The 21,596-nt window shown below is 35.0% G+C and carries 18 protein-coding genes and 1 pseudogene; all 19 read right to left on the reverse strand.

What is annotated here, in order from left to right; all coding sequences use genetic code 11:
• Positions 1-101: 101 nt before the first annotated feature.
• Positions 102-980: a DNA-3-methyladenine glycosylase family protein gene (locus tag QO263_RS17990; protein WP_285624474.1), complete on the reverse strand. Its 879-nt coding sequence runs from the start codon at positions 978-980 to the stop codon at positions 102-104.
• Positions 981-1,184: 204 nt separating this feature from the next.
• Positions 1,185-2,468, reverse strand: coding sequence for a purine-cytosine permease family protein (locus QO263_RS17995; RefSeq protein WP_285624477.1), 1,284 nt, complete (start codon positions 2,466-2,468; stop codon positions 1,185-1,187).
• Positions 2,469-2,896: 428 nt separating this feature from the next.
• Entirely contained in the window at positions 2,897-3,766 is an 870-nt protein-coding gene (locus QO263_RS18000; protein ID WP_285624481.1) for a DMT family transporter, read from the reverse strand.
• A 130-nt stretch (positions 3,767-3,896) separates the two neighbouring features.
• On the reverse strand, positions 3,897-4,484 hold the full coding sequence (locus QO263_RS18005) for an amino acid synthesis family protein (RefSeq protein WP_285624484.1): 588 nt from the start codon (positions 4,482-4,484) through the stop codon (positions 3,897-3,899).
• A 28-nt stretch (positions 4,485-4,512) separates the two neighbouring features.
• Positions 4,513-5,358, reverse strand: a complete 846-nt coding sequence (locus QO263_RS18010; protein WP_285624486.1) for a UPF0280 family protein — start codon at positions 5,356-5,358, stop codon at positions 4,513-4,515.
• 2 nt (positions 5,359-5,360) lie between these two features.
• A complete protein-coding gene (locus tag QO263_RS18015) occupies positions 5,361-6,878 on the reverse strand; it encodes a DUF362 domain-containing protein (protein WP_285624489.1) in 1,518 nt (505 codons plus the stop codon).
• Positions 6,879-6,920: 42 nt separating this feature from the next.
• Entirely contained in the window at positions 6,921-8,081 is a 1,161-nt protein-coding gene (locus QO263_RS18020) for an amidohydrolase family protein (protein ID WP_285624490.1), read from the reverse strand.
• A gap of 194 nt (positions 8,082-8,275) precedes the next feature.
• Complete coding sequence (locus tag QO263_RS18025; protein WP_285624492.1) at positions 8,276-9,142, reverse strand: isocitrate lyase/PEP mutase family protein; 867 nt, start codon at positions 9,140-9,142, stop codon at positions 8,276-8,278.
• Positions 9,143-9,156: 14 nt separating this feature from the next.
• Complete coding sequence (locus QO263_RS18030; RefSeq protein ID WP_285624495.1) at positions 9,157-10,575, reverse strand: glutamate mutase L; 1,419 nt, start codon at positions 10,573-10,575, stop codon at positions 9,157-9,159.
• Positions 10,576-10,589: 14 nt separating this feature from the next.
• Positions 10,590-11,738, reverse strand: a complete 1,149-nt coding sequence (locus QO263_RS18035) for a 2-methylaconitate cis-trans isomerase PrpF family protein (protein WP_285624498.1) — start codon at positions 11,736-11,738, stop codon at positions 10,590-10,592.
• A gap of 63 nt (positions 11,739-11,801) precedes the next feature.
• Entirely contained in the window at positions 11,802-13,661 is a 1,860-nt protein-coding gene (locus QO263_RS18040) for a cobalamin-dependent protein (protein ID WP_285624500.1), read from the reverse strand.
• Positions 13,661-14,179, reverse strand: a complete 519-nt coding sequence (locus QO263_RS18045; protein WP_285624503.1) for a LeuD/DmdB family oxidoreductase small subunit — start codon at positions 14,177-14,179, stop codon at positions 13,661-13,663. Before QO263_RS18045 ends, QO263_RS18040 begins: the two co-directional genes overlap by 1 nt.
• Before the next feature lie 5 nt (positions 14,180-14,184).
• The gene (locus QO263_RS18050) at positions 14,185-15,390 is read right to left on the reverse strand and encodes a 3-isopropylmalate dehydratase large subunit (RefSeq protein ID WP_285624506.1); all 1,206 of its coding nucleotides are present in this window, start codon (positions 15,388-15,390) and stop codon (positions 14,185-14,187) included.
• Between the two features lie 16 nt (positions 15,391-15,406).
• On the reverse strand, positions 15,407-16,813 hold the full coding sequence (locus tag QO263_RS18055; RefSeq protein ID WP_285624508.1) for a serine dehydratase: 1,407 nt from the start codon (positions 16,811-16,813) through the stop codon (positions 15,407-15,409).
• Between the two features lie 2 nt (positions 16,814-16,815).
• Positions 16,816-17,256 carry an NAD-binding protein gene (locus tag QO263_RS19080; RefSeq protein WP_352169766.1) on the reverse strand — a complete coding sequence of 147 codons (441 nt, stop codon included), beginning with the start codon at positions 17,254-17,256 and terminating at the stop codon, positions 16,816-16,818.
• Positions 17,242-17,733, reverse strand: a pseudogene (locus tag QO263_RS19085) (NAD(P)-dependent oxidoreductase); the annotation flags it as partial. The pseudogene QO263_RS19085 and the gene QO263_RS19080, both read right to left, overlap by 15 nt.
• Before the next feature lie 531 nt (positions 17,734-18,264).
• Positions 18,265-19,314, reverse strand: a complete 1,050-nt coding sequence (locus QO263_RS18065; RefSeq protein ID WP_285624514.1) for a PTS sugar transporter subunit IIC — start codon at positions 19,312-19,314, stop codon at positions 18,265-18,267.
• A 23-nt stretch (positions 19,315-19,337) separates the two neighbouring features.
• Positions 19,338-20,318: a xanthine dehydrogenase family protein molybdopterin-binding subunit gene (locus QO263_RS18070; protein WP_285624516.1), complete on the reverse strand. Its 981-nt coding sequence runs from the start codon at positions 20,316-20,318 to the stop codon at positions 19,338-19,340.
• 1 nt (position 20,319) lies between these two features.
• Positions 20,320-21,594: a xanthine dehydrogenase family protein molybdopterin-binding subunit gene (locus tag QO263_RS18075; protein WP_285624519.1), complete on the reverse strand. Its 1,275-nt coding sequence runs from the start codon at positions 21,592-21,594 to the stop codon at positions 20,320-20,322.
• Between the last annotated feature and the right edge of the window lie 2 nt (positions 21,595-21,596).

Below are 21,596 nucleotides of genomic sequence, written 5' to 3' on the forward strand. Positions count from 1 at the left end.
ATATTATCGATATATCAATCAAAATAGAGCAAGTATAAGAATTATTCTCCCTTGTCCTTAGGCTCTATTGTTCAGCTACAATTTTTAATTCTCAATTCTCGTTATTTCCCTATGCCTAGCTCCCTGGCATAATAGAATAAGTATTGTTGAGCATATCCTGCATAGTCCCGAAATTTATTTTGTCCATATTCCTGTATAATCTTTAAACTAGTATCTTGTTTTAAATAGAAATATTCCATAACCCTTTTTACCCAAACATCTATTGGAAATGCATCATACTTATTCATTGAAAATAGCATAATACAGTCAGAAACTTTTGGTCCTACTCCTGCAAATCTCATCAATTCCTTTCTAGCGTCCTTTGTAGAAAGATTTTTAATCCTATATATATCTATGTCTCCCCCTGACACTATAGCAGCAGCATTAGCTATGTATTTCGCTCTAAAAGATGTTTTGCAATCCTGTATATCTTCAAGAGATAGTTGAGCTAGGACATCAGCCTCAGGAAAACTATAATAATTTTTCCCATTGTACTCACCTATGTATTTGCCATATCTTTCGCTTAGAATATTTATGGATCTCTTAATCATAGGGATACTATTTCTTGCAGACATAATAAATGATATAAGCATTTCCCACTCGTCTTGCTTTAATATCCTTATTCCGTAACCAAATTTAATAGCTTCTTTTAGCGTTGGATCATCAGATAATTTATCTTTAATTTCTCCATAGTCATTTTTTAAATCAAAATAATCTACCCATATGTCATTAAAGTCATCTAAGCTTGTATTAGAAAAAATGATATTCTCCCCATCTTTTCTAACATTCAAAATTTTCCCATGAGCCACACCTGTGTAACTGTCGTCAGCTTCTTTGTCCCATCTAAAGCATTGCCCGCATTCAAATATATGCTTCGGTTCAAAATGCTTCATCTTTCGAATAATTACTTTATCGCCTCTTGTCATCACATTATATTTCATAATTTTTCCCTCTCTACTTAATTGGTATTTTGAAAAAATTTCTCATGTAAATATAATTATTATACCACTTTTATAGTTATACAATCTGATTATTTAATAAAAAAACGAAGAGATTACATTTGCAAAGCATGACAAGCCTTGAGCCAAAGTACTTTCTAAAAATTTAAAAGCCCTCGTTTTTTCACGAGGGCTTCAATTTATATATTAAGCTGCTTTAATTTTTTTATCAAATATCTTGCTTAATATCACGTATACAATACAGCTTGTTAGTATTCCCACTATTGGTGGTACAAATACATCTGCTTTTAGTGATATATAGCTAGCTATACCAGCTACAAGCCATGAAATAAGAGCTACTCCATTTACACTTAATTTTTCCTTTGAATTCTTTACAAAGAACTCTTCTCCTATAATCAGTCCTGAAACTGGTGGAATTAATAATGATAAAAATTGGATTATAGGAAGTATATGTTTATATATTCCAAGTGCTGCAAACACAGCTGCTAATCCTGCTGTAGCTAGTGCAATATGCTTATGTTGTATTTTTCCTTTATATTTAGTTTCTTCTAATATATTTTGAATTGCTAAACTTGCTCCATAAATATTATTGTCTTGGGTAGTCCATAGACAGAATATTGCAGCGAAAAATGCTATTAAAGAAAGTCCTAATGCAGCCATAGCTACTGTAAAATCACCGTTACCTGTAGATATAGCAACTAGTGCCCCCGCAAATTGTAGGCCTAAGCACCCTATAGTAAAGGCAACTATTCCTGAAATAATCAAGTCTCTTGTACTCTTAGCAAATCTACATACGTCTGGAGTTATGGTAGCTCCAAATACCCATCCACCTATGATAGAGGATGTAGCTGCTGTAAATGAAATTGGCTCAACTGGTATGTAGCTAAATACATCACCAAAGCCTCCAGTAGTTCTTGCAACTGCAATAACTCCTATTGCAGATAATATCAATGCTGCAGGCACGCCTAAAAAGCTTATTATTTCTAGACCTTTATAGCCTCTAATAGCTGATTGAGTCCACAATGCTATACATATAATTGCAGTGATTGAAACTGGCAAAGTCCACCATGAAAATGTACTTTTTATTAATCTAGCAAAAATATCACCATTTAATGATATCCAGGTTACAGAGGAAATGGCTAGTAAAATTGAAAAAATACTAGAGCCTTTTTTCCCGAAAGCTCTTCTAGATAAGAAAGATGTTGAGAGGCCTGTTTTAAATGCCATATACCCAGTGGCTAAAACGATTGCCATAAGAACACCATTACCAACTAAAAGCGTCATTACCGCCTTAGGAAACGTCATCCCTACTCCTACTGCTCCGCCTATGACAAAATTTGATAGTGCAATTGGATATCCTGCTAAAACAAATGTAAGGCTTATTAATGACTTTCTTTCAGAATCTGGCACTGGATTAAAAGCGTTTTCCGTACCTTTATTTGCTACTTGTCCATCATGATTTTCAGCCAATTTGAACTCCTCCTTAAATTATTAATTTTTAATAAGCTACAATACAGGTAGGCCACCCCTTCGCCGCCACTTTGTTATAAAAATAATTAACTTTCTCACACCCTCTCGTCAATTTTTTTTATTGATAGTAATTAAAAATAATTCATCTATTTGCTATTGGTAGCTAAAAGGATATTTGGTCTCCTCATCTATTATATTAATGCACTTTTCATGCCAACTAAAACATACTTATTTACGTGTTTTGATAGGTTTATTTGGCAAAATCAGTGACTAATTTTGACATTTTTTTCGTATTTGCAATGTTCTCTAAAAATTAAGCCGTAACCATTGGTAATACTTAATCTAATCATATTTCAAAATTGAAACCAGAATTTCATAATTGAAATGTTTTTGGTTAGTTATTTAACAATAAATATACTAAAAACTTACTAATTTAAGCTACTTTTAAGCTTATTTCTTTTAATATTAAATTTATAGTTCATATATCCAGCTGATATAATAATGAGTCCACCTAGAAGACTAAATACATCTGGAAACTCATTCCACATAATAATTCCTATTATTATAGAAAATACAATGCTTATATACAAATATATAGATAACTCACTAGCTGAAGCAAGACTATATGCATATGCCATAAAAACCTGTGCAGCTGCAGCAAATATTCCTACAAATATTAGCTTTAAGAATTGAGGAAAACTAGATAACACAAATCCATCTAAAAGCATTAGAGGAATTACCGCTATAGTAGATATTAAGCCAAAGTAGAAAACTATAGTATCTGGATCATCTGTGCGATTTAAGTATCTTACCATTGTATAAGCCGCCCCTGCAAAAAATGCACCAAACAGCCCAGCTAAAGCTGGTACTACAGAAAAATCTAGTCTAGGTTTTATTACAAAAATTCCTCCAATAAAAGCTAAAATAATTATAAAAATTTGCTTCCTTGTTATTTTTTCATTTAAGAACATTCCTGCTAATATTATTACAAAAAAAGAAGATGTTTTATTTAATATTTCTGATTCAGCAAGTGGTAGTCTAGATATAGCATAATAATTTCCTGCTACTCCCAATAGACCAAAAATACTTCTAATAAATAATCCTTTTTTATTTTTACCTATAAAAGATTTTTTATTTCTGACTATCATAATACCTGATACTATTAAAGTTAAAAAATTTCTGAAAAACATTTTTTCAGATATGCTTATTTCTGGAACTGACTTTACAGCTGTAGCCATCAAAGCAAAGCAAAGTGATGAAGATATCATGAGTATTACACCTTTAGTTTTGTTATCCATATACATATAACTCCTTTATATATAATACTGACCATGGAGATTGCTTTTCCATGGTCAGATTTAGAATTGGTTATATATTTTTAGTAATTTTATTAGGATAATGAGATGTATTTTGTTAGTCTTTTGATGACTATCTTAATCCATCTTCACCTTTAATTTCTTCAACTTTTAATCCGCCAACTCTTGGATGTGGTCTTCCACAGTTTGTAACTGAAAGAACTAATACTAATTCATTGTCTCTTGGGGCATCTGGTACTCTAACTTCCATTGCATCAAAGTGAGTTCTAACGAATGCTGCATCTTTATAGTGTAGAGGCACATCTATTGTACAACCTGGGTATCCCATTTTCTTAGCTGAAGGAATGATTGCTTTTCCTCCGCCTAATCCTTCTCTAAATGGTTTTCCTAGTGATGGGTGAAGTAATGCTGCTGCATGCTCAAGTTCACCATTTCCACCAACTATAGCTCCTTTACCATAGCTTTCTGCTTCGCTTTTATCAATTCCAGCTGCTTTTAATGCTCTTTCAACTAAATCTGGTGTTACTGATGCAGCCCAATCTGATAATGGAGAAAGATCTTCTACATATTTTCCTGCATATGGATTTTCAAATACTACTGCTATTGATACTCTTTTGTGATCTTTTCCTTCGATTGCCTTTTCGCCATCAGCTTTAATTTCTTCTACAAAAGTATAATATTTTCTAATTTTAACATCCATTTGTAAAACCTCCTTAGTTTTTTTATGATTATAATTTTATTGATTCTAAAAGTAAGCTATCTGGATATTTTACTATTGTATTTCCTATTGAGATTATTGCACCCTTTATTATTCCTTTGTTGTACAAGTCTTCTGCTACATTTAGTCCATTTAATAATGCTTTGTATTTTTTATCTTCTCCAATTTTGCCTACTTTTAACGTGACAAGCTGACCTTTGATATCTGTTCCTGAGTCTATTTCTTCTGCAAGACAGCGAATAATATTTTCATCCTCTACATAAGTCATATTGCCTAAATAAGTAGCGCATGCATCTGCTGTAGCCGCATCAGATGCTAAAGCAACTGCAGCAGTAGCTATGCCCTTTGTAAAGCTTCTTCCACCAGTACCACTAGTACAAATACCATGGATATCTTGTTCTTCGGTAATTGTTAAAACTAGCTGACCTTTCTCATTATCATTTGTATATGGAATCCCAACTTTAATTGGTTTTCCTTCTAAATCCTTTAGTGCTATATCTCCGCCATTGTTTACAATAGCTCTAGTTCCACCTAGTTCTATTGCTTTTTGAAGAGCTATATCAGAAAAGGAACCTGCCACAGCTCCAAGAGTATTAAGTTCTTTATATCCACTCTTCTCAACGGCAATAATCATCTTATTTAGGACTTCCGGAAATTCATCACTTGTATTTTCATAGGCTCGCATTATTTTTAGTTTAGGAATGTATTGTATTAGCTTATCAAATTGTTCTAATACATGCTTACCTGCTTCAAGGCCTATTTCCGGCATTCTTTTTCCCTTCACAGACACATCTATCACCATTTGTATAGGACCATGATTTATAAATATTCTTTCATCTTGAAGCTTTTCAATCATAATTATTCCTCTTTTTCAAGCATTTTTAAAAGTTCATCTTTAGTAATTATATGATCAGTATGTCCGCCAAGCTCTTCATACTTATCTCTTGTCATAGTGTATTCAACTGGTGCTACAGTAGCAGGAGTTGGAACCCAAGTTGTAGCTTCTGGAATCATCTTTGCTACATCCACCATAAAGTTTATTCCTCCTCCTGGAAGAATAAATACTGGTGCGCCAGCTACAGTCATTCTAATCTGGTCACTGTGGATAGCATCTGTTAGCTTTCTAGGGAAATTAGTTACTCCAGCTCTTGCACTTCCACCTGTTCCTCCAGTATAAATAACTGCAACTTTTGATTCTTCACATGTGTCTGAAATTATCTTAACTGTGTTTAATACTTCGTCTGTCATAGGAATTTCTTTAACTGATCCATCTGCTTGAACTTCTAGTAAAGCTGCTTTCTGTCCAGTAGTTTCAGTTACTAATATTTTATTTCCTGCTTTAGATAAATTCATATCGACAGATACAACCGCATCTATTGGGTTCACAATTTCTGTTCCGCCCCAACCATGTCCATGATTTCCAAAGTATCTTCCTCTTGTACTCTTTACTCCATAAGGAACTACTCCGCTATAAGTCATTCCTACCTCTTGACCTGCAAAGTGTTCTGAAAGAAGTCCAATAACATGGTAGTCTAATATTATTGCTTCATCTACAACTTTACATAGATGTCTAGCAAACATTCCGATAGTAGCACTACCGCAGCCTACTCTCATAAGTTTTTCTTTTACACCATCTATTATAGGAGCTTCACCTTGTTGTATCTCAAGAGTGCTTCCATTGTCTACTTTTAGTGTTAATCTTCTTCCGTTTGCTAAGTCTACTATTGTTCTTGCAACTACAAATCCATCATTACCATTGCTTAGAAGATTAGCTCCACCAATTGTAAGCATCTTTGCTCCATATTCTTCAGTTGTTACCATTCCAACAACTTTTCCATCTCTTTTAACCTTTGCACCCTCTTCACCTATGTGCATGTTTGTATCTATTTTTACTTTTACGCCACTGTAGCTAAGAGGAGCTTCAGTTACAACTGTTACAACATCTACGCCTTCTACATTATCTTGAACGATAAATGGTGCAGGACGGCAACATGGATAGCTTGTTCCACTACCTACTGCTGTTATAAGAGGTTTGTAAGGTAATTTTTCTGTTTCTGGAATGCTTGTTATTGCATCAACAACAAGTTTTCTGTTTCTTACAGTCTCTCCGTTGATATTTGTATATCTCTTACATGCTCCTGTTTTTCCTTCAGGTATTGTACAGTTAACAGGACAGTGAGTACATTTTACTGTCTTTGGAGCTTGTTCGTCTGTTCTTTCAATAGCCTTGAAAGGACAAACTCTTGTACATATACCACAAGATACACATTTATCATTAGTGTGAGCCTTCTTTTCTTTTACCTCTATAGCATCTAGTGGACAGTTTTTAACACATATGCTACAACCTTTACACTTATCAAGAATAACTTTAATCATAAGTTATTTTTCCCCTTTCTAATTTACCAAGTAAAAAATAGCTTAGCAGATAACAGCACCATGAGTTGCAGGAGGAGTGTTTTTGCTCTTTGTAAACATTACTTCTCCATCTACTATTGCCATTGAAACTCCTGGAAGATCTCCTGCTTCAAGAGCTTTTAATGCATCTTCTCCTATTGAACCTAAAGGTGCATCCATGATTACAAAATCTGCTTCTTTTCCTTCTTCAATAAATCCAACATTTAATCCATATACCTTAGCTGTATTACCTGTTGCAAAGCAAATTGCTTCTGCTGCTGTTGCATCTGTTTCTGAAGCTACATAGGAAATAGTTCTTAAAACTCCTAGAGGTATAATGCCTGTACCTGATGGAGAGTCATTTCCAACGATAATTCTTTCTAATTGTCCTTTTGCTTTTACTTGATTAACAGTATGTTTCATAACTTTATAGTTACCACATTGTACAATCTCTAAAGCCATTTTAGTGTTATCGATTATTTTATCAACTTCTTTAGGAGCTATAGCTGTAGGTCCACCATTAATATGTGAAACTACATCTGGGTCTGTTTTTATAACATCATCTGCTGTTATAGTGCTGCTTCCAGGAATTGAAGTACCGCCTGTATGCATCATAACTTTAAATCCATTTTTCTTAGCCCATTTAACCATTGGAGCAGCTTCTTCTGGATCTTTTACTGAGCCTAAGCCTACTTCTCCTACTATCCATACTCCTTCTTTTGCAAGTTCTTCAAAATCTTTTTCAACTAATCCTTTTTCAAGAATTAATCCACCACCATGAAGCTTAACTCCGCCTGGTCTTGCATTTTTTGAGCTCTTATGTGCAAGCACTGCTAATGCTTTTGTTCCAGCAGCATCCTTTGGTCTTCCTGGTGTATGACACTCACCTGCTGATATCATTGTTGTAACTCCACCATGCATTGAGCCATTTATAAATCCTAGTGTATTTTGTCTTGGTGTAAAATCTCCTAATACTGGATGCACGTGAGAATCAATAAAACCTGGTGCTACAGTTGAACCCTTTGCATCTACTACTTTATCGCATTTGAATTCATTTAATAGCTTCTCATCACCTATTTTAAGGATTTTGCCATCCTCTACAATTATTGTAGTTGCTTTTGATATAGGATTTTTTACATCTCCGGTTACTAAAATACCTATGTTTTTAATACCTAATCTTGACATTATAACTACCTCCCTTTATTTTAGCTAATTAATTTATATAAATACTAATCTTTGTTTACGAATATTTCCTCAAACTTATCTCAAGTACGGGATAATATTCGTAAACTCTAGACTGTATTAACTAAAATCCAGTAAGGGCAAACTGTATAATGCTCTACTGAACTAAGCCCTAATTTATAACTCCGGAACTTCTACTATTCTCTAACGTATTTGTTTTCTAGCTCTGCAAATTCTCCTAATCCTACTAAATCGTTGAAATCAGGGAATGTTATCATTTTATCAATGCTTTTCGCAGTAGTTCCGTTTACTTTTAATGCTTCCATAAGATCAAACATAGCTTTTGCAGCTACATATGTTGATGCTGTTGGATATATAACTAAGCTATATCCGATTTCTTCTAGTTTTTTATTTGTTAATAGTGGAGTTCTTCCGCCTTCAACCATATTAGCAAGTGTAGGAACTTTTATTTCACTATGAACTCTCTTCATTTCTTCTTCATTTTCAACTGATTCAACAAATATTACGTCAGCTCCAGCAGCTTCATAAGCTTTTGCTCTTTTTATAGCTTCATCTATTCCATGAACTGTACGCGCATCTGTACGAGCTATTATTACGAAATCTGGGTCTTTTCTTGCTGCTTTAGCTGCTTCTATTTTGCCAACCATTTCTTCCATGCTTACAACTTTTCTTCCAAGCATATGTCCACATCTCTTAGGAGCTATTTGATCTTCAAGCTGAATTGCAGCTACTCCTGCAGCTTCATATTCTTCTACAGTTCTCATAACTGTTATAGCATTTCCAAAACCAGTATCTCCATCAGCAATTACAGGAATATTTACTGCACTTGCAAATTTTCTAGCCCTGTCTAGCATTTCAGTCATGCTTAAAAGTCCAATATCTGGCTTACCTAAAACACTTGCTGCTTGGCCATATCCTGTCATATACACTGCTTTAAATCCTGATTTTTCTATTACTCTAGCTGTAAGGGCATCATGTGCACCTGGTGCTACAAGTATTTCTTTAGCATTTAATAATTGTCTTAACATAGTAGTTTTTTTCATATTGTTACCTCCAACTATTTTAAATTAAAACTATTCTTTAGTACTTGGAATGCATAATCTTCATCAACCTGAGAAATAAGCCCTCCAGTGTATAGTATATAGTTTTCATCTATTATTATTTTAGGTTCATTTGGTAAAAGTGAAATACCTTTATCCTTTAGTGCATTTTTTATTATTTCCTTGCCTTCGGAAGGGTCTCTATGAGAGAATATCCCTCCAACTCCTATTATAGTATTTACATTTCTTAAGTCTCTGCCAATAGGCATTCCAGGCATAATACCAGTTATAGGATCTGCAACTGTAGATATGAATCCTGCATGTCTTTTTAATGCTACTTCAACAGCTGTTTCTGCAATGAATGTATCAAACATATATTCCTTTTCATTTTCTGCTATACGCCTAGGTGTTTTTTCTATTTCCATACAATACTGAGTAAACTCTTCTAAAAGCTCTTCATCCTTAATTCCTCTTTTGTGAAAAATAGCTCTAGGGCTTACTGTATCTAAAACTCCCATGGCACTTATACGCATGCCTAAGTTGCCTTCAACTGTTCTATAGGACATTTGTTTTTCATTGCTCACTATAAGACCTATTTCTTCATCCTCAAGGTTAGCATAGCCAGGTATTACAGAGTGAATGTCTGTAGTAGCTCCACCTAAATCTACTACAATGATTTCACCTATCCCCTTCTCCAAATAGGTTCCCTTTGCCAAAAGCTCAGAAGCCATTAAAACTGCTCCAGGAGTAGGTATGATTTTATCATTTGTTATTTCCTCTTGTAATATACTCAAGCCTTGTGCCTTAGTAATCTGCTTAATAAATTCTCTATGAATAGCCTCTCTAGCTTCTTTTACCCTAAGCTTATGAATTGTAGGCATTATATTGGGAACCCTCAAATGGGCTACATTTCCGGCTTTTAATATTTTGGCAACTTCTGCTTGTGCATTGATATTTCCAGCTATAACTACTACACCTTTAACTCCGCTTTCTACTATTAAAGAAGCATTTTCTATAATAGAAGATTCATCGCCAAAATCAGTTCCTCCAGCTAAAAGTATGATATCAGGGTTTATTTCCTTTAAAATCTGTATTCTATACTCTGGGAGGTTTTCATTGGAAACTATTTCAAGTATTTTAGAGCCAGAGTTCATAGCAACTTCCTTTGCTGCCTTTGCAGTAACTCTAGTCATGTAACCCATAGCTACCATTCTCAATCCACCTGCAGCACTACTAGAGGCAAGTACATGCTTTGCTTCTATTCTGCTTTCCTTTAATGTTTCCTTGATGATGTCCTGTCCAGCTTTTATTCCTTTGTAGACATTTTCAACTGTTGTAGGCGACTGTACAGTCGCCATCAATTCACAGTCCTTAAACAGCCTTTGCTTAGTATATGTGCTTCCTATATCTATAATTAAATAATCATATCTGCACATAAGCTTACCTTCCTTTATTTTACTGTATAGCAATTACCATCCATGATTCTTCTTGCTGTTCTATTTATTGCAGCTTTTTCAAGCTTCCAACCATTGCCTTCTTTGCTTGCAGCCACATCTATAGTGATTACACCAGCTGGATGTCCTATTCTAAGAATTGCGTCCTTGCCTTTGCCTTTAGCATTCATTGCTTCATTTACTATTGTGCCTTCTATTCTTGCAGCTGCTCCTGTACAAGTTGTTGCTGTACCAGCATAGGTCTTGTGAACAACTTGCATGAACATAAGTCTTGAAACAAAATCTACATCATTTTCACTTATTTTTCTGCCTTTTGTAAAGTCAACATAGTCTTGAGCTGGAGAAACAAAAGCTATCATTGGGAATGCAGGAGCTTCTTTAACTGCATTTTTCCAATCGCTAACTAATCCCATCATAGCTGCTCCTTTTCCTCTTATTTCTTCTAGAGTAGCTAGCATTGCTTTGTTTTCATCTATTTGTGATGGTGTTTCAATACCAGTTAGGCCTAAGTCTTTTGCTCTTACAAATACAACTGGGTTTGCAGCATCTACTAATGAAGCTTCTATTTCGCCATATCCAGTTACTTCAATTTTATCTACAACATTTCCTGTTGGAAGTAACTTTCCAGTTGCTGCTCCAGCAGTATCAGAGAAGTCAATTACTATCTCTGAACCTGTTCCAGGAACTCCAGCTATACTATAGTCTCCTGTAACTTTAGCTTTGCCATTTACAACTTCAACTCTTTCAATTATTAGTTTACCTGTATTAGTATTGTGTACCCTCACTGTTGTAAAAGGCTCTTCAACTTTTACAAGACCTTCATCTACAGCAAATGGTCCAACACCAGCAGAGATATTTCCACAGTTTCCTGAATAATCGATTTTTGGTGCTACATATGATACTTGACCAAATGTATAGTCAACATCAGCATCTTCTCTTGTTGAAGGTCCTATAATAGCTAGTTTACTAGTTAAAGGATCTGCTCCACCTAAACCATCAATTTGTCTGATATCTGGACTTCCAAATATCTTTAGAATTAATTGATCTCTTTCTTTTTGGTCTTTAGGCAAATTTTCTTCTTTAATGAAAATTCCCTTGCTAGTTCCCGCTCTCATAATAACAACAGGCGTTTTAATCTGTTCCATATTTATGCCTCCTCACATTCTTAAGCTTTCATAATATATGTCAAATATCATCTATTTTTAGATTTACTTATTTTTCTTTTTAGCTAATTCTTCTTCTATCCATTTAACACATTCATCAAGATCGGTTCCTGGGCCAAAGAAGTTATCAACACCAAGGAATGCTGTTCCTTCTTCTTTAATTTTCTTTTCATACATAGCGTGCTCTTCTTCTTTTTCAGCTATTCTACCACCTGCTAGAAGCACTACATCATCTCTAAGTCCAAGCTCTTCAAGTCTCTTAGATACTCTAGGAAATAATGTCATTCCTAATCCTAATAGGTTACTTACTCCAACAACACTTGCTTTAGTTTCAGCTGCAACTTCAGCAACTGTTTCTGGAAGATTCATTCCTCTTAAGAATATTACTTCATAGCCAGCTTTTTGTATTGCTTCCTTTACCATGTTTATACCCACTACGTGTGCATCTGCTCCTACAGTTGCTAAAACTACTTTTTCTTTCTTAGTTACAGGAGTTTCTTTTGGAATTTCTATGTTTTCCTTAGTAATAGGCATATATTTTTCATCTACTCCTAATGGAGTGTAGCCTGAAACATATCTTCTGATGCCGTCTTTATCTCTGTTTGTTTTAACGAATCTCTTAAGATCCCATCCTCCTGCTCTAGGAGTATCTAAGATACCGCTTTTACCAGCTTCAACTATTAAATCAATTAGCTCGTGCTCATCATATTGAGCCCAGAATTCTGCATTTATTTCTTCAGGCTTTAACATTTTATCTCTCTTTAATGCAGCTGTTAGTACTGCCATTGCTTCAGTTTTTATTTCTTCTTTTCTTTCATCTATGAATGGATCATGGATTTCTACTTTATATGTTCCTTCAAATACATTTTGTGTAGCCCAAATAGCTTTTGCCATTGATTCACCAGTTGGGATACCTACATTTTCTGCAGCCTTTGGTCTGTAGAAGTTAGCTCCTGCAAGCTTAGCAGTAACTGCCATTCTAGCAAAGTGTGCTTGTTCTGCAATAAGGTCTGCTGGTGGGTTTTGGAATGTTTCAGGTACTGCTATAATAAATTCACTCCAAATAGTTTCTCTGAATGCTTTTACTAGAGCTAAATCAGCAAGTATATTTATCCCAGCCACATTCATCTGAATAGCACTTAAAGCTCTATCTAATTTTGCTTTTACTGCTAATCCTTCAGATAGTAAAACCATTGCCAATGCCATTCCATCCGTACCCATTATATTGTTAATATGCTTATGAGTATCAAGCTGAACGAATATATTGTTTTCTGCACATATTTGTATTGCCTTGTATCCATTTACTACCTTTGTTCTGAAGTCATGGATTCCTCTTCCTCCAAAGTGTACGTGGATTACTGGACCTAAGTCTGTGCCATCAAATCCAGCTATTAATGCATTTAATACATTTAGGTGAGTAGTATCACCTGTAGCATTTATTCTAATAGGATGCTTTGAACCTCCACCCATTTGAACAAATTCTCTTTCGCCAGCTGGAGTAATTCCGCCTTTACCTCTGGATTGCTCTATTAGTTCTATACCATCTAATGGGTCAATATGTCTTGTTGCCTCTGAGTGTACGAATTGGAATAGTGTTATTCCAAGCTTTTCAGCCATATCATACATATGTTGTGACTCTCTATATGTTTCTTCTGCACTATTTCTACCAAGTATTGGGTTTTGAACTGGATTTCCTGTCTTAACAGCTTGTCTTCCTAGCTCTGTCAATCTATAACCACTACGGATTACACCATTAACTTCTCTTGGGTAAGCATCTGGTAACCCTTGAACTTCTCCATTTTCATCTACATATGGCATTTTAACACCGAAAGCTTTTTCATACGCTTTTATTCTATCTATGTCTTCTTTAATAATTCTTTCCGTATTTGGTCTTGCTTTTGCCATTAAATAGCACCTCTCTCCTTAAGTTTCTTCTTAACTTTATTAATTAATCCACCTGCTTGAAGTGTTTCAAGTGTAGTTTCTGACAATTGATTTAATTTATACTGATTTTGTGTTCTTAAATTAGTTATTATGCCATTGACTAAATCCACTTCAAATTCATCATTTTCTTTTGCTTCATTTTTGATTTCGTTTATATATTCACAAGTCACTACAGGAAGCCCTATGTTTATTGAGTTTTTCCTAAAGATTCTCGCAAAAGATTTTGCTATTACTACTCCTACTCCACAGCTCTTCAAAGCTACAGGAGCCTGTTCTCTACTTGAACCACAGCCAAAGTTGTCATCAGCAATGATTATATCACCAGATTGAACCTTTTCTGGAAAATCTGGAATAATGCTTCCTCTTAGTGTAACCTTCCTTAGCTCTTCAACTGGATAGCTCATAGCATATCCAGGAAGTATTTGGTCTGTATCTACATTCTCGTTTAATATAAATGCTTTTCCTTTTATATTGTTCATGATAACTACCCCTCCAATGGAATTACAGTACCTGGACATGTAATACATCCTTTTACTGCACTTTCTGCTACTGTTCTAGGAGAAGCTAAGTAAATCTTCGCTTCTTTGTGCCCCATTCTTCCTGGGAAGTTTCTATTTGTAGAAGATATAGCTACATCTTCTTTTGATAACAATCCTTGATGTGCTCCAAAGCAAGGTCCGCAGCCTGGATTAGTAACTATTGCGCCTGCTTCTCTAAATATCTTAGTAAGTCCTTCTTCTTCCATCTTCTCTAAAATTATCTTTGAAGCAGGAACTATTATCATATTAACTCCATGGGCAACTTTTCTACCTTTTAACACTTCTGCAGCTATTCTCATGTCTGATAGTCTTCCATTTGTACAGCTTCCAATAACTGCTTGGTTTATCTTCTGCCCTTCTATTTCTTTAATAGTTCTTACATTTCCAGGTGATGAAGGGCATGCAGCTACAGGTGAAATATTTGATGCCTTGATGTTATACACATTCTTCACATCGCCTATTTCTTCATCTCCTTGATCGATGTAGCCAATCATAGCACCCATTTCTATCATCATATTAGCAATTGTCATCTTATCTTCATTGGTCAATCCTAATATTGTACTTCCACTAAAAATAACTGCTTTATCTGTAAATCCATTTGTTCCGAATTTTCCTATTACATATAATATAATATCTTTTCCATAAACACCTGGTCTCAATTCTCCATCAATGTTTATTAAATATGTTTCTGGTACTTCTAAGTCAAGCTCTCCAAGTGCCATAACTGCTGCAAGCTCAGTTGAGCCTAATGGTATAGCTACTGCTCCATAAGCTCCGGCAGTACAAGTATGAGAATCTGCTCCTACTATGATGTCACCTTTTTTGTACAATCCTTCTTCGTGTATAACTTGATGTATAACTCCTTCAGATCTGCCATATACTTTTGCACCAAATTTATCGCAAAATTCATGTATTGTCCTATGTTGAATTCTAGAATCTACTGATGCACAAGGTATATTGTGATCCATTACAAAGACAACTTTATTCTTATCAAATACTTCTTTTACTCCTATTTTCATGAACTGATCTACTGCTAAAGGGCCAGTAACATCATGAGCTATTGCTAAATCAACCTTTACACTTAGTTCTTGTCCAACTTTAACCGTATCTTTGTTTGCTTTTTTAGCAATAATTCTTTCTATTATATTCACTTGTCTCACCTTCCTTCTATGCTTCAACTAGAATGATGCCTAGTTTATTTGCAATATCAACTGCTTCTTGTCTTGAAGGCTTGGCATCTCTAAGAACTAATCTTCCGCCACCTCTATTTAATGCATCTACCATAAACGTTCCCTCATCAGTTACTACTGTAACCTTTTGGGCTTGGTATTCCTCTACCTTAGCTATTTCTACTTCAATTCCTTCTTTTTCTACAAGCTCCATTACTTCCTTATACATCTTTCCATCAGCAGTGGATGAACCATAAACTGATCCCATTAGTACGCCTGGAACATTTATTCCTCTACGTGCAAATAGTTCTGGATAAAGCTCTATTTTAACTTTCTTTATTTTGCCCTTTGCTAAAAAGTGAGCAATTCTTCCTGTATTTGTTGGAGAGCCTACAGCTTGGCTACTTCCACCAACAACAGCTTCTCCTAAAGTATTAGTAATTGGTCTTGCTCCCTCAGCTAATTTCTTAGCCATTTCTTTAGCTTTAACTAATGTTTGCTCTATATGAACTTTTTCTTCATCTTTAATCGCTTGATCTATTAGTCTTTCAACAGGTTCCTTAGTTTTAAAGAAAGGCTGCATGAATTCTACTACTGAAGGTACTATAGCCTTAGCTGATATTGGATGAACTGCAGTAGCCATAGCCAACATTACATCTATAGGTACATTTACTTCCATATCAGTTTTAGCAGCTAGCCCTCCAGCTAATGTTCCCACTAATATTGCTCCTCCTATATGAGTAGCACATAATGCTGGCACCATAACTCTAGGAGTACAAGGAACACCTATAGTTGGGGAAATTGCTGTTACCATTGCACGTTCTGTAGCTTTTGCACTTCCTCCTAATAATTCAACTGTCGCTGCTGCTACTGCTGTTGATCCAGCACCAAAGCCTTCCATATTACATCCAGTTGATGTCTTACCAACTCTAAACATTGAACCTACTTTTAAAAGAATTGCTGCTATTTCAGCTACTCTTTCTCTTCTATATCCTGTCTCATACATAGCTTTTATAAATCCTGTATAAGGACATGAATCGCCAGTACCTGCACATGGATTTAATCCTATACCATGATTACCTACTTGAGCTGCTATTGTATATACTAAAGCCTTATCTACAAATTCGTCTTTGAATAATCTAAAGCCTTCCATATTGTTTAACTGAGCACCAGTTGTTCCAAGTAATAAACTGCTGCCAGTAGTTAATCCAACTTCAACAGCATGTAAATTGTGTTCAAACTCTTTTAAGACTTCATCTAATATTTCTTCTTTGCTCTTGCCTGTTTGAATTTCTGCTTCAGCTAAAACTATATCAACAAATCTTACATTATTTTTATCTGCAATTTCTACTATATCCCCAAGAGTTAGGGGCATTTTTTCTTCAATCATAGTTTTAATATCCATAATTAAGCTTGCTCCTCTCTCACTTCGATATTTCCCCATTCTTCATACAGCTTTAATACAGCTGAAATATCTTCAGTTCCTAATCCTTTTGCTCTTGCAACTTCATACATTTGTTGTGATAGGTTTCCTATAACTAATGGCATTTTTAAATCTTTAGCAGTATCTACTGCAAGCTGTAAATCTTTATATTGTAAATCAATCATAAATCCAGGTTCAAAGTTGCCCTTAGCAATAAAGTTATTATACTTTGCAGTTAATGCATATGAAGAACCTGAGCTTTGACTAATGATGTTATATAATACTTCTGGTTTAAGTCCTGCCTTAACTCCTAGAGCCAAAGCTTCAGCAACTGCCACCATATTTGCTCCTAATAAAAGATTGTTTACTAATTTAGCTGTATCTCCTGCTCCAATTTCGCCAACATGGATTACTTTTTTACCTATACAATTTAATACTGGAAGAACTTTTTCAAAAGCATCTTTATTTCCTCCAACCATAATAGTAAGAGTACCTTTCTCTGCTCCTGAAGCACCACCGCTTACAGGTGCGTCTAATACTTCCACGCCTTTTTGACTAGCTTTCTTAGCAATATTTTGTATTGATTTTGGAGTAATACTACTTAAATCAACTATTATTGTTCCTTCTTTAATTCCCTCTAAAGCACCATCTTTTCCTAATATAACGCCTTCTACTATAGCTGAGTTTGGAAGAGATGTAAGCAGTACATCTACATCTTTTGCAACATCAGCAGGAGTGCTACCTTCTTTTGCACCCATTTCTTTTAATTCTCTTACTGCTTCTTTGTTTAGATCGGATACTACGAGCTCGAATCCACCTTTTAGTACGTTTGTAGCCATTCTTTTACCCATAACTCCTAAACCTATAAAACCTATTTTCATGGTGTACCTCCTATTTTTTGTTTCTTTTTCTTTATATTCATGTTTTTATTTTAGTCCATCATATACAATAATATAGCAAATTTCATGCCAACTTTTTTTTGCTTTAAATTGGGCTAAAATCATAATTTTCTCGTCAGAACATTTCATTTATGAAACGTTTTTTTCGGCATACGCTTAATTATTACGATAAGCATATTATGCTGCATTTCAAATTCGAAATGTATATTCGGTTTTGAAATGCTTATTTTTGATTTTTTAAGCTATATAGTAATAAAAAAGAAGTTATTGGAAAATATTACATGACAACTGTTTTGTGTTTTTTCCCATTGAGGCTCTTGATTAAAATAAATATACTATTATCTTTACTATTCTTTGTAATAATGAAAAAAGTTATAATTGCGAAGTTAAAAAAATAATTATTATAAACTGCGTTCTTGCATAATTAACAGCCACTAGTAGAGCATCTTTGCTCTGCTAGTGGCATAAAATCTCCCTAACCTAATTATTCTATATAATTATGATAAATATTTATTTCACTTTAAACTTAAATTATTATAAGTTTAATTTTAAATCTCCTTCTTTAATCCAACCCATTTTTCTCATTACATTACAGATTATTGGAGTAAGAACTGCAGGTATGATAAATTGTAATACTATAATACCTATCCACATTTGCATTCCGCCTTTACCAGCAGCCTCCATAGCTTCTATTGTACCAAATTGTCCTACTAATCCACTTGTTCCCATACCTGAACCCATTGGTGTACCTTCCATTTTGAATACAAGTGTTGATAAAGGTCCTACTATAGCACCAACTAGTGTTGGGGGAATCCAAACCTTCCAGTTTCTTACTATGTTAGGCACTTGAAGCATTGATGTCCCTAAACCTTGTGCTATAAGTCCTCCCCATCCATTTTCTTTAAAGCTCATTACAGCAAAACCTACCATCTGTGCACAACACCCAGCAGTAGCTGCTCCTCCAGCTAATCCAGCAAGACCAAGCATCATACAAAGAGCCGCACTACTTACAGGAAGAGTTAATACCATACCCATTATAACTGAAACTAATATTCCCATTAAAAATGGTTGTAATCCTGTAGCATACATTATAAGATTTCCTAAACCTGTCATAAATGCTCCAATAGCAGGTCCAACAAGTGTTCCAACAAGAACACCAGTAATAATAGTAACTGAAGGTGTAACTATAATATCTACTTTTGTTTCTTTAGACACTATTTTACCAAGTTCAGCACCGATTACTGCCGCTAAGAAAGCTCCAGCAGGTCCTCCTAATGCATTTCCAGCTGCCCCAGTAATTGCAGAAGAGAATAATACTAGTGGCGGAGCTTGTAGACCATGAGCAATAGCAACACCAATGGCAGCTCCTGTCATGTCTCTACATAAAGGCCAAAGAGTATCTGTTAAAAATGGAATACCCAATTTGCTTCCCAAAGTGTTCATGATAGTACCAATTAATAATGAAGAGAAAAGACCTAGTGCCATGAAACCAAGTGCATCAACTCCATATCTTTTAACGGATATTTCGATGTTTTTTCTCTTTAAGAAGCTTTGCTTTGGTGCTGTGTTTTCATTTTGACCCAATGAAATTACCTCCTATACATTTTTTATTTTTTGTTTAGTGCTTCTATTATTGCTTCAGGTGTTACAGGAACCTCAGTAAACCTAACTCCAATAGCATCATAAATGGCATTTAAAATTGCTGGTATTATTGGTATTAGTGCAGGCTCACCTAATCCCTTTGCACCGTAAGGCCCTGTTAATGATGGATCTTCTACAAGTATTGGATATAGTTCTGGCATATCCATAGCTGTATAAACTAGATATTTTGAAAATCCAGGATTTTTAATAACTCCTTTTTCTACTTCAAGCTTTTCTAACAACGCAAGTCCCATTCCCATTGCTGCTCCGCCTTCTATTTGTCCTTCAGCCATTCTTTTATTCATAATTTGTCCAACGTCATGAGCAGCAACTACCTTTAATACTTGCACTTCTCCTGTTTCTGTATCCACCTCTACCTCTGCTATATTAGTTGCATATGCATAGCAAGCATATGGTATACCGTGCATATCAACAGGATCTAGAGCTGTTGTATCAGGGTTAAATGAACCACTTCCTAGTGCAATTCTACCTCTTTTCTTCATTTCACCCATAAGAGTTGAAAAATCCATTTGTTTTGATTCATCATTTTTAACAATTACTTTTTTATTCTTAATGTCAACTAGCTCCTCATCTACACCAAGAGCTTCAGCAGCTACTTCTACTAAAATCTTTTTTGCCATTTTAGCAGCTGCAAGACTTGCATTTCCAGAAATATATGTTTGTCTACTTGCTGATGTAGCTCCACCTTCTGGTGTTACTCCTGTATCAGCAGCAGTCACATTTACATCTTCATAATTAACTCCTAAAGTTTCAGCGACAATTTGTGCCATTACTGTTGAAGAGCCTTGTCCTATATCAGCACATCCAACTAAAGCTGTTACAGAACCATCTCCGTGTACTTCTACAAAGGCTGCAGCAGGATTTGGTAGTCCTGTATTTCCTATTCCATACCACATACATCCTGTTCCAATTCCTCTTTTTTTCATCCTACTTCACCTCTCCTTCTTTAAATATTACTTCTTTTGCTTTTTCTACTGCTTTTTCTATTGTTTCAACTATGCCAACACCATCAGTTAATACTTGTCCTGTAGATGTAACAGAGCCAACTCTCAATGCATTCTTCAACCTTAACTCAATTGGATCCATTCCTAATTTTTTAGCAAGCAAATCCATTTGTCCTTCATGAGCTATAGCTGCTTGAGGAACTCCAAAGCCCCTAAATGCACCTGCCATTGGGTTATTAGTATACACGAAGGTTGCAGTAATTCTTACATTTGGTACCTCATAAGGCCCAGTTAAGTGAGTCATTGCTCTAGCTATAACAGCAGGACCATATGATGCATATGCACCTGTATCTCCTGTTAGATGTGCATCTAGTGCCAATATTTTTCCATCCTTTGTTGCTCCTGTTTTAAGCTTTAAAGTCATAGGATGTCTTTTTGAAGAAACCATCATAGATTCTTCTCTATTTCTAACGAATTTTACAGGTCTACCAGTATAATATGCTAATAGAGCTGCATGACATTGTACGGATATATCAAGCTTTCCTCCAAATCCGCCACCAGTAGTAGCTTGAATACTTCTAACTTTACTCTGTGGCATCTTAAGCATTCTTGCAACTTCACCTCTATCAAAGTGAGGATTTTGAGTTGAACTCCAGAATGTCAAAATACCATTTTCATACTTAGCAATACCAGCTTCAGGTTCAATAAACATATGAGCAAAGTAATTTGTCTTATAGGTATCTTCAACTATTACATCAGATTGCTTTAATGCTTCATCTACGTCGCCTCTTACAAGATTTTTTGTTTGAAGAACGTTTGTAGTTCCATGAACCTTAGGTGATTCTTCTTTCAATGCATCCTCTATACTAAATACTGGCTCTAGCTCTTCATATTCAATTTCTATCAGTTTTAAAGCTTCCTCTGCAATATCCTTAGTTTCAGCAGCTACTATCGCTAAAGCATCTCCTACTCTTCTGATTTTATCATCAACTAGTATAGGTTCATCCTTTAATATAATACCTATTCTATTATCACCAGGTATGTCCTTATAAGTTAATACAGCAGCAACTCCTGGCAATGCTTTTGCTTTACTAGTATTGATATTTTTTAAAATAGCTGAAGCTACAGTGCTTCTCTTTACTGCACCATATAGCATATTATCTAGCTCTATATCAGCGGAAAAAATTGCTGTACCTAATGCTTTACTTAATGAATCCTTTTTCTCAACACTCTGACCTACTATGTTTAATTTGTTCACTC

Source organism: Proteiniborus sp. MB09-C3 (assembly GCF_030263895.1).
Lineage (GTDB): Bacteria > Bacillota > Clostridia > Tissierellales > Proteiniboraceae > Proteiniborus.

Bases quoted from the DNA above. Each gene is read 5' to 3' on its own strand.
- QO263_RS17990 (WP_285624474.1), bottom strand. From the start codon at position 980: ATGAAATATAATGTGATGACAAGAGGCGATAAAGTAATTATTCGAAAG.
- QO263_RS18000 (WP_285624481.1), bottom strand. From the start codon at position 3,766: ATGGATAACAAAACTAAAGGTGTAATACTCATGATATCTTCATCACTT.
- QO263_RS18005 (WP_285624484.1), bottom strand. From the start codon at position 4,484: ATGGATGTTAAAATTAGAAAATATTATACTTTTGTAGAAGAAATTAAA.
- QO263_RS18010 (WP_285624486.1), bottom strand. From the start codon at position 5,358: ATGATTGAAAAGCTTCAAGATGAAAGAATATTTATAAATCATGGTCCT.
- QO263_RS18015 (WP_285624489.1), bottom strand. From the start codon at position 6,878: ATGATTAAAGTTATTCTTGATAAGTGTAAAGGTTGTAGCATATGTGTT.
- QO263_RS18020 (WP_285624490.1), bottom strand. From the start codon at position 8,081: ATGTCAAGATTAGGTATTAAAAACATAGGTATTTTAGTAACCGGAGAT.
- QO263_RS18025 (WP_285624492.1), bottom strand. From the start codon at position 9,142: ATGAAAAAAACTACTATGTTAAGACAATTATTAAATGCTAAAGAAATA.
- QO263_RS18030 (WP_285624495.1), bottom strand. From the start codon at position 10,575: ATGTGCAGATATGATTATTTAATTATAGATATAGGAAGCACATATACT.
- QO263_RS18035 (WP_285624498.1), bottom strand. From the start codon at position 11,738: ATGGAACAGATTAAAACGCCTGTTGTTATTATGAGAGCGGGAACTAGC.
- QO263_RS18040 (WP_285624500.1), bottom strand. From the start codon at position 13,661: ATGGCAAAAGCAAGACCAAATACGGAAAGAATTATTAAAGAAGACATA.
- QO263_RS18045 (WP_285624503.1), bottom strand. From the start codon at position 14,179: ATGAACAATATAAAAGGAAAAGCATTTATATTAAACGAGAATGTAGAT.
- QO263_RS18055 (WP_285624508.1), bottom strand. From the start codon at position 16,813: ATGGATATTAAAACTATGATTGAAGAAAAAATGCCCCTAACTCTTGGG.
- QO263_RS18070 (WP_285624516.1), bottom strand. From the start codon at position 20,318: ATGAAAAAAAGAGGAATTGGAACAGGATGTATGTGGTATGGAATAGGA.